Consider the following 8,980-nt stretch of genomic DNA (forward strand, 5'->3'; position numbering starts at 1 on the left):
GGCGTCAGACGCCCGTAAGGTGGCCTTGACGGCAGGGGAGCGGGTCAGGCGAGGTCGGTGCCTGGGGTGTTCCGCACGCGTGGCAGGGGAGCGTCCGGCGCCGCCGGGGACGCCTCTGCGGCCGGGGGTGCTTCGGCGGACGGGGACTCGGGCGCCGGGGGAGTGCCGCGACGGCGGCGGACTTCGTAGCCCACCAGGATCAGGACGAGGGTCACCGCGCTGAGCCAGAACTGCGAGCGCGTGGTCGGCAGCACCGCCATCGCCCCGATGACCAGCACCATCAGCGCGATCGTCGCGTAGCTCAGCCACGGGAACAGCCACATCTTCAGCGCCAGTTTGCCGGGATCCTCACGCTGCAGCCGGCGGCGGAGCGTGACCTGGGCCAGCGCGATCGCCAGGTAGACGAACAGCGCGACGGCGCCGTAGGAGTTCACCAGGAACTGGAAGATCAGGTCCGGCGAGGTGTAGGCGGCGATGACCGAGGCGTAGCCGACGACCGTCCCGGCGAGGATCGCGCGACGCGGAACACCGCTGCGGGACAGGCGGGTGAACGCCCGGGGCGCGTCGCCGTGGTGGGTCAGCGCGAACAACATCCGGGACGAGGTGTACAGCGCCGAGTTCAAACAGGACAGCACGGCGGTGAGCACGATGCCGTTCATGATGGTCGACACCGCCGGGATGCCCAGTACGTCGAGCACCGCGGCGTACGGGCTGACCGCGGTCTCGGGGGAGTTCCAGGCCTTGATCGCCACGACCACGAACACCGATCCGACGTAGAACAGCACGACCCGGAAGATGATCGACCGCATCGCCTTCGCGATGGCCTTCTTCGGTTCGGCCGACTCGGCCGCGGCGATGGTGACGATCTCCGCCCCGGTGTAGAAACCGATACAGGGCACGACAGCCGCTAGTACCGCGCCGATGCCGAGTGGCGCGAAACCGCCGTGGGACACGAGATTCGACACGCCGCCGTGCGAGCCCGGCCAGATGCCGAACAGGTACAGCGCGCCGAGCACGAGGAACACGATGATCGCGACGACCTTGATCGAGGAGAACCAGTACTCGAATTCGCCGTAGGAGCGCGCGGAAACCATGTTGGTGCCGGTCAGCAGCACCAGCAGGCCGAGGCTGAGCACCCACAGCGGTACGCCGGGCAGCCACAGCTGCAGGATCCGCCCGCCCGCCACGGCTTCGACGGCCACCACGATGACGAAGAAGTACCAGTACATCCAGCCGACCGCGAAGCCGGCGCGGTTGCCCATCGCTTCCCTGGCATAGACGTAGAACGAGCCGAGCGCGGGCTTCGCCACCGTCATCTCGGCCAGCATCCGCATGATGAGCACGGTGATCAGGCCGGCGATCAGGAACGAGATCACCGCGGCGGGCCCGGTCGCCTGGACGACGACACCGCTGCCGACGAACAGTCCGGCGCCGATGACACCGCCGAGCGCGATGAGGTTCATGTGCCGTTGTTTGAGCCCCGGTTTCAGTCCGCTGGGCCGGGCGGGTTCGGACATCGAACTCACGTCTCCTCCTAGTCGCGGCACCGTTGCCGCTGGGCTGCTGGGAGCTTCGTTTGTGGTTCCCGTCACCGTAGGTACTGGCTGGGCCCGGTACGAGAGCCAGTTACGCCGTGGCCGAGGGGTCCAGATGGCGACCGACTCTAGCGCGCGCGAGAGGTCACCGGAGGTGATCCCGCAGTCCGGGATCGTGACCGGTTTCCGTGCTCCGCCGGGAATGTCGGCACCGGAGCGCGCAGCGTGAGCGTCCACAATGTACTCACATCGTGATACGTCCTTGACCGGGCAACAAAAAAGGGTGGGGCCGCCGAAGCGCCGGCGGCCCCACCCGGGAGAAAGAGGGACGATCAGGGCTGGACGGCCTTCTCGACGTCGGTGAGCATCGCGTCGACGCCGTGCAGCAGCTCGGCGAGTTCGGCCTCGCCCGCCACCAGCGGCGGCGAGATCATCAGCATGGTGGCACCGCGGTCGTCGCCGCGCAGGATCACGCCGGTGCGGCGGAACGCCTCGGGCAGCACCTCGCGCAGCACCTTGACCGACTCGGCCTCGGTCAGCTCCCGGCCGCTCCGGTGATCGGCCATCAGCTCGATCGCGTAGAAGAACCCGGTCCCGCGGACGTCCTTGACGCAGCGGTGGGCGTCCTTGAGCGCGTGCAGCGCGGTGGACAGCCGTGGCGCTTCGTCCCGTACGTGCTCGAGGACGTGCTCGTCGCGCATCGCGGTCAGGTTCGCCACCGCCGCGGCGGTCGCCACCGGGTGCCCGCCCCAGGTGGCGCCGTGCGTGAAGACACCGCCCTTCGGCGACTCGTACAGCTCGGTGACCAGCCGCTCACGCACGATCAGCCCGCCGAGCGGCGCGTAGCCGGACGTCGAGCCCTTGGCGAAGGTGATCATGTCCGGGACGACGCCGGTCAGGCCGTGGCCGAACCAGTGCCCGAGCCTGCCGAACGAGCAGATCACCTCGTCGGAGACCAGCAGGATGCCGTACTTGTCGCACAGCGCCCGCACGGCAGGCCAGTAGCCGTCCGGTGGTACCAGCGCGCCCCGGCCGTTCTGCACCGGCTCGGCGAACAGCGCCGCGATCGTCTCCGGGCCCTCTTCGAGGATGACGTCCTCGATCGCCTTGACGCAGTCGAGTTCCCCGGCCGGCCCGCAGTCGCCGAGCAGGCCCAGGGTGTTCGGCACGTGCCGGACACCCGGCAGCAGCGGGCCGAACGGATCCTTGATCTTCGGCAGGCCGGTGACCGAAAGGGCACCCAGCGTGGTTCCGTGGTAGGCCATGTCGCGGGCGATGATCTTCGTCCGCTCCGGCCTGCCCTGGCTGCGGTGGTACTGGCGGGCGAACTTCAAAGCCGACTCGACCGCTTCGGAGCCGGAGTTGACGAAGAACGTGGTGCCGAGGTCGCCGGGGGCGAGTCCGGCGATGAGCGTGGCCGCCTCGATCGCCGGGTTGTGCGCCGAACCCCAGTTGCTGGCGTAGGCGAGGGTGCCCACCTGGTCGGCGACGGCCTTCGCGACGTCGGCGCGCCCGTGCCCGATGTTCACGCAGAACAGTCCGGCGAGGCCGTCGAGGTGGCGGCGGCCCTCGGTGTCGACGAGGTGACAGCCTTCGCCGCGCACGAACACCGGGAAGTCGCTGTCCCAGGTGTCCTTGCGGGTGAAGTGCGGGCCGAGATGGCGGCGAGCCTGCGCTCGCAGCTGGGTGACGTCCACCGGAGACCTCCTTCAAGGCGCGAGTGTGTGCTTCGACTCTCGCAACCACGCTGGTCCGAGGCCCAGCACCAGAAACGTGCGTTCCGACGGGTCCAGATGGGGCCGGGGTCAGCCGCCGAGGAGTTCCCGGCAGGCCTGGCCCAGCAGGCGGATTCCCGGTTCGATCGCGCGCGGCGGGATCGCCGCGAAGCCGACCCGGAAATGGTTGCGGGGCGGGTCGTCGCCGATGAAGAAGATGTCGCCGCCCTCGATGAGGACGCCGTCGCGTTCCGCGCGTTCGGCGAGGCGGCGACAGTCCAGTGTGGACGGTCCGGTCACCCACAGGCTCACCCCGCCCGGCGGGTAGGTGCCCTGTGGCCACGGCAGGTGTTCGGCGACCGCCGCGCACGTCGCCTCCCATTTGCGCATCAGCTTCGTGCGGTAGCGGCGCAGCGACCGCTGGTACTCGCCGCTGTCGATGAGCAGGGCCATGGCGCGTTGCAGGTGACCGGGCGGGTGCCGCAGCACGTAACGGCGGATCTCCCGCAGCTCCCGGACCAGTTCGCGCGGGGCGGCCAGATAGCCCAGCCGCAGCCCGGGGGAGAGGAACTTCGAGAACGTGCCGAGATACACGACGTCGCCGGAACCGTCGAGCGCTTTCAGCGCGGGCGTCGGGCTGCCCTGATAACGGAACTCGCTGTCGTAGTCGTCCTCGACGACCACCGTGCCCGCCGCCGCTGCCAGTTCGAGCAGACGTCGGCGGCGGCCGATGCTCAGGGTGACGTTCGTCGGATGGTGATGGCTGGGCGTCAGGTACAGCAGATCGACGCCGGTGAGCTCGTCGGGCGGGCGAAGGCCGCTCTGGTCGACGTCCAGTCCGCGCACCCCGGCACCGGTGCGCAGGAAGATGTGCCGCGCGTCGAGGTAGCCGGGATTCTCCATCGCCACCGTCTGCTCCGGCCCGAGCAGCGCGCGCCCGAGCAGGTCGAGGCCCTGCTGCGAGCCGACGGTGATGAGCACCTCGGCCGGATCGGCCTCGATCCCGCGGGCGGGCAGCAGATGCTTGCACACCATGTCGACCAGCATCGGGTCGTCCGAGCCGACGCTGTCCTGCAGCGCCGGGAAGACGTGCGGCCGGTACAGCGCGTCGCGCAGGCAGCGGGCCCACGACCGGGCCGGGAACGCGGTGACGTCCATCTGGCCCGCCACGAACGGATAAGGGTAGGTGTGCCAGTCGGCCCGCTTCTCGACGTGCGGCACGTCGGCGTCCGGGTAGCGGCGGACCCGGGCCCGCCAGTCGATGCGGGGCCGGGTCGTGCGTTCCTGCACCGCGCAGTGCGGTCGCATCTCCGCGTTCACGAACAGGCCGCTGCGTTCCCTGCTCTCCACGAACCCCTCGGCCACCAGCTCCTGATAGGCGAGGTTGATCGTGTTGCGGGAGACGCCGAGTTCGGCCGAGAGCTCCCGTGAGCTGGGCAGCCGGTGTCCCGGGTCGAACGTGCCGACCGCGATGCCGTGCTCGATGGCGCGCCGTACCTGGCGGTACAGCGGCTCCGGCGACGACCGGTCGATTTCGATCAGCGTACGGGGCACCGTTGCTCCTCGCCGAGGTCCGGGGCGAGGAGCAACCTAACCCGAATGGACGTCGCCCGGCTAGCCCAGCGCGGTTTCCGGCGCGACGGCGGTCAGCCCGTGCGCGGCCGCGACCGGCTCCGAGGTCAGGACACCGTCGACGGTGCTGACGCCGCCGCGCAGCTCCGGGCGCCGGCCGATCGCCTGGCGCAGGCCACCGTTCGCCAGCTCCAGCGCGTACGGCAGGGTCACGTTCGTCAACGCGTGCGTCGAGGTGTGCGGCACCGCGCCCGGCATGTTCGCGACGCAGTAGAACACCGAATCGTGCACCTGGAAGGTCGGATCCGCGTGCGTGGTCGGCCGGGTGTCTTCGAAGCAGCCGCCCTGGTCGACGGAGATGTCGACGAGCACGCTGCCCGGCTTCATCCGCGAGACGAGGTCGTTGGACACCAGGCTGGGTGCCTTCGCGCCGGGCACGAGCACCGCGCCGATCACCAGATCGGCCTCCAGCACGGCCGCCTCGATCGAGTAGGCGTTCGCCGCCGCCGTGCGGATGCGCCCCTGGTACATCCGGTCGGCCGCGCGGAGCTTGCCGACGTTCTTGTCGAACAGCACCACGTCGGCCCAGCTTCCCGCCGCGCCCGCCACGGCGTTCATCCCGGCGACGCCCGCGCCGAGCACCACCACCCTGGCCGGTGCCACGCCGGACACCCCGCCGATCAGCACGCCGCGGCCGCCGTTGGCCCGCATCAGCGTCTGCGCGCCGACCTGCGGCGCCAGCCGCCCGGCGACCTCGCTCATCGGGAACAGCAACGGCAGTGACCCGTCCGCCAGCTGCACGGTCTCGTACGCCACCGACGTCGTGCCCGCCGCCAGCAGCGCCCGGGTGCACGGCTCGCTCGCCGCGAGGTGCAGGTAGGTGAACAGCAGCTGGCCCGCGCGGAGTCGGCCGTACTCCTCTTCGACCGGCTCCTTGACCTTGAGCACGAGCTCCCCGGTGGCCCAGACGTCGTCGGCGTGCTCCAGTACCTTCGCGCCCGCGGCGGCGTAGTCCTGGTCGGCGATGGACGAGCCGGCTCCCGCACCACGCTCGACGAACACCTCGTGCCCTGCCGAGACGAACTCGTGCACGCCGGCCGGGGTGAGGGCCACCCGATACTCGTTGTTCTTCACTTCCCGGGGAACACCGATCCGCATCTCCCGCTCCCATCCGCTGTCACCGTCGCTCTCGGACCCGCTGAGCTTGGGTGACGGCTGGCCTGGTCAGAAGGACCAGAACGTGCCTGTTCGAAGGGGCCAGTCGCGGCCGTCGCGCGCGGGCGCCGCCGCTCTCCGGGAATTCCGGGAGTCCCCGTGAATCGGATTCCGGCCCGCTCCCGATATTTTGTCACGGGGATAAGTGCTTTCCAGGGCCGCGCCCATCGCGATTGTCACCTCCTGGCGATGCCGCCGTTTTTCGGACATTCTTCGGTGGTTGGAAATTCGCGGCCATGATACGTTGCCGTGACATTCGGCAGATGTCGTCCGGGAACGTCCCGGAGCAGGGGTGTCCTTTGTGGACAAAACCGGAGGGGTTGTCCGAACCCGTGTCCGAACTGACTTTTCCCGCGGTCGTCGCGCTCTTCGGTGGTGGCGGTCTCGCGGTGCTGCTGGCGATTCCGTATCTGTGGTGGAGTTACCGGGGGCGCGGTGAGTTCGGCGCCGGGCACATGGTGCTGGCGTTCGGCTGCCTCGTCTACGCGCTGGCGCTCTGGACCTACACATTGTTGCCGGTGCCCGAAACGACGCCGGAGTGGTGCGCGCGACATGTGGTGGAGCCGCAACTGCGCCTGTTCCAGTTCGTCGACGACATCCGGGCCCGCCGGGGCGAGCCAGGGATCGCCGGGCTGCCGGGCAATCCGGCACTGCAGCAGGTCGTGCTCAACGTGCTGCTGTTCGTGCCGCTGGGCATGTTCGGTCGGCATCTCTTCCGATGGCGGCCGCTCGCCACGGTCGCCGCCGGGCTGCTGTTGTCCCTGTTCATCGAGACCACCCAGCTCACCGCGGTCTGGGGCGTGTTCGAGTGTCCCTACCGCCTTTTCGACGTCGACGACCTGCTCGCCAACACGGTGGGCGCGGCCGTCGGTGTCCTGCTGGCACCGGCACTGCGCTTCGTCCCTGGGCAGCGGGTCACCCGGCCGCCAGGGGACGCCCGCCCGGTCACCGCCCGTCGCAGGCTGCTCGGGATGTGCCTGGACGTGTTCGCGGTGTTCCTGCTCGGGACGCTCCTCCGGACCGGTGTCACGCTGATGTCCGCCGACGGGCCCGGCTCCTTCGCCGCCTCGCCGGGAGCGAGCTGGTTGCTGGACTACGTGATCCCGGCCGGCCTCCTGCTGCTCGTGGTCCCGCTGTGCGGTGACGGCGCCACCGCCGGGCAGCGGATCGTCCTGCTCGCCCCGGTCCGTCCCGACGGTGGCCGTCCGGCGCGCTGGCGGGTCCTGCCGCGGTTCGTCGTCGGAGGCGGCGGCTTCTTCGCCCTCGATCACCTCGGCCTGCACTTCATCGCCGCCGTTCTCGCCCTCGTCGCCGCACTCCTCGCCTGGCGTACGGCGGGACATCGCGGCCTCAGCGGGTGTGTCGTGGGTCTGCGGTTCGTCGACTCCCGTGCGGTGAGCACGACCGCGGCGGCGAGGCCGTCCCCTCGGTGACACGCGGACGCGCCGGGAGCTCGAGTGTGTAGGGTGATCGGATGAGGGCCGCCGACTTGAAGAAGATCTGCCTCGGGCTGACCGGTGCGCGCGAGGAGTTCCCCTTCGGCGAGGAGAACAGCGTCTTCAAGGTGGCGGGCAAGATGTTCGCGCTGAGCCCGTTGCGAGGGCGGCCGTTGCGCGTCAGCCTGAAGTGCGATCCGGACGTCGCCGTGCAGCTGCGCGGCCAGTACCCGGCCATCACCGCCGGCTACCACCTGAACAAGCGGCACTGGAACACCGTGGTCCTCGACGGTTCGGTGCCCGCCGGTCTCGTCCGCGAGATGATCGAGGATTCCTACGATCTGGTGGTCGCCGGGCTTCCGCGTCGCGAGCAGGAAAAACTGCACTGGGTGGCCCTGATCCGGGAGTGAACCGGCCCGGCGGGTCACCCGCCGGAACGACCTGGTGCCCGCTGCCGGGCCGGTATTGCCCGTCAGGTCCCCGACTGTCCACTTCGTACTGTCCGCGCCGATGTGCGGGTGTGTGACGGATAACCGCAATGTGGCGGTAATGGGTGTGATCCGGGCTTTTCCGCCGCTTTCGCGGACTGTGTCGCATTGGCCGGAATTCCTGCTTTCCGCTGAGAAATATCCACCGGTTCCTGCCCGTTTGGCGGGAAATCGTCGGCTTGTGAAGAACTGACTTCGCAATTTCACAGCTTGGTGGATGTTTACTGTTTCGCGGCCCGTGGTCGCCGTTTCCTGTCGTGTTCGTGTTCGGTGGCGAGGATTTCGGGTCGTCCCGCTCGCCGAGGTGCACGCGATCTCGGAAACGGGGCTTTGTGATGCCGTCTGGGAGGAAGAACCAATGCGTATTATGCCCGCTTTACGTGTGCTGGCGCCGATCGGCGCGGTTTCGGTCGTCATGGCCATGGCCGCTCCGGTATCCGCCTCGGCCGAATCCGCCACGGCGGCCGCGACCTGTTCGCAGGCGGACCTGCCGTTACCGGATCCGGCGTGCACGCCGGGCGCGACCAATCCGGATGTCACCCAGGGCACGATCGGTTCCACGATCTGTGTCTCGGGCTGGACCTCCACGATCCGGCCGCCGACGTCCTACACCAACGGCCTGAAGCGCCAGGGCATCGCCGACTACGGCTACTCCGACACGAATCTCGCGGACTACGAGGAAGACCATTTCCTTCCGCTCGAACTCGGTGGCGCGCCGAAGGACCCGAAGAACCTCTGGCCGGAACCCCACTCCGGAGACCAGAACTCCTACTCGAAGGACTCCGTGGAGAACGCGGTCAAAAAGGCCGTGTGCGCCGGGAAGGTCACGCTCGGCGACGCACAGCACGCCATGCTCACGAACTGGACCACCGCCAAGGCCGTCCTCGGCATCGGCTGACGTTGTCGACCGGTGCGGGGGGGGGGGGGGGGTGTGGGGGTATTTAAACCCCCCCCCCCCCCCCCCCCCCCCGCCCCCCCGCGGGGGAGGACACAAAGATTGTGTTTGAGGGGGGGGGGTT

The 8,980-nt window shown here is 69.3% G+C and carries 7 protein-coding genes; 3 read left to right on the plus strand and 4 right to left on the minus strand.

Annotated elements, in window-relative coordinates:
- Positions 1-44: 44 nt before the first annotated feature.
- From ACFWX1_RS34210 to ald, 4 genes are all read right to left on the minus strand, one after another.
- Complete coding sequence (locus ACFWX1_RS34210; protein ID WP_378393932.1) at positions 45-1,463, minus strand: amino acid permease; 1,419 nt, start codon at positions 1,461-1,463, stop codon at positions 45-47.
- Between the two features lie 404 nt (positions 1,464-1,867).
- The gene (locus ACFWX1_RS34215) at positions 1,868-3,232 is read right to left on the minus strand and encodes an aspartate aminotransferase family protein (RefSeq protein ID WP_378393903.1); all 1,365 of its coding nucleotides are present in this window, start codon (positions 3,230-3,232) and stop codon (positions 1,868-1,870) included.
- Positions 3,233-3,340: 108 nt separating this feature from the next.
- Positions 3,341-4,804 carry a PLP-dependent aminotransferase family protein gene (locus ACFWX1_RS34220; RefSeq protein ID WP_378393904.1) on the minus strand — a complete coding sequence of 488 codons (1,464 nt, stop codon included), beginning with the start codon at positions 4,802-4,804 and terminating at the stop codon, positions 3,341-3,343.
- A 60-nt stretch (positions 4,805-4,864) separates the two neighbouring features.
- Positions 4,865-5,980, minus strand: coding sequence for an alanine dehydrogenase (gene ald, locus ACFWX1_RS34225; protein ID WP_378393906.1), 1,116 nt, complete (start codon positions 5,978-5,980; stop codon positions 4,865-4,867).
- 389 nt (positions 5,981-6,369) lie between these two features.
- On the opposite strand from ald, the gene ACFWX1_RS34230 reads away from it, so the two are divergent.
- From ACFWX1_RS34230 to ACFWX1_RS34240, 3 genes are all read left to right on the plus strand, one after another.
- Positions 6,370-7,470 carry a VanZ family protein gene (locus ACFWX1_RS34230; RefSeq protein WP_378393907.1) on the plus strand — a complete coding sequence of 367 codons (1,101 nt, stop codon included), beginning with the start codon at positions 6,370-6,372 and terminating at the stop codon, positions 7,468-7,470.
- A gap of 41 nt (positions 7,471-7,511) precedes the next feature.
- The gene (locus tag ACFWX1_RS34235) at positions 7,512-7,883 is read left to right on the plus strand and encodes an MmcQ/YjbR family DNA-binding protein (protein ID WP_378393908.1); all 372 of its coding nucleotides are present in this window, start codon (positions 7,512-7,514) and stop codon (positions 7,881-7,883) included.
- A 445-nt stretch (positions 7,884-8,328) separates the two neighbouring features.
- Entirely contained in the window at positions 8,329-8,859 is a 531-nt protein-coding gene (locus ACFWX1_RS34240; protein ID WP_378393909.1) for a hypothetical protein, read from the plus strand.
- The last annotated feature ends 121 nt before the right edge of the window (positions 8,860-8,980 follow it).

The organism is Amycolatopsis sp. NPDC059021, from assembly GCF_042739895.1.
In the GTDB taxonomy this organism is placed as follows: Bacteria; Actinomycetota; Actinomycetes; order Mycobacteriales; family Pseudonocardiaceae; genus Amycolatopsis.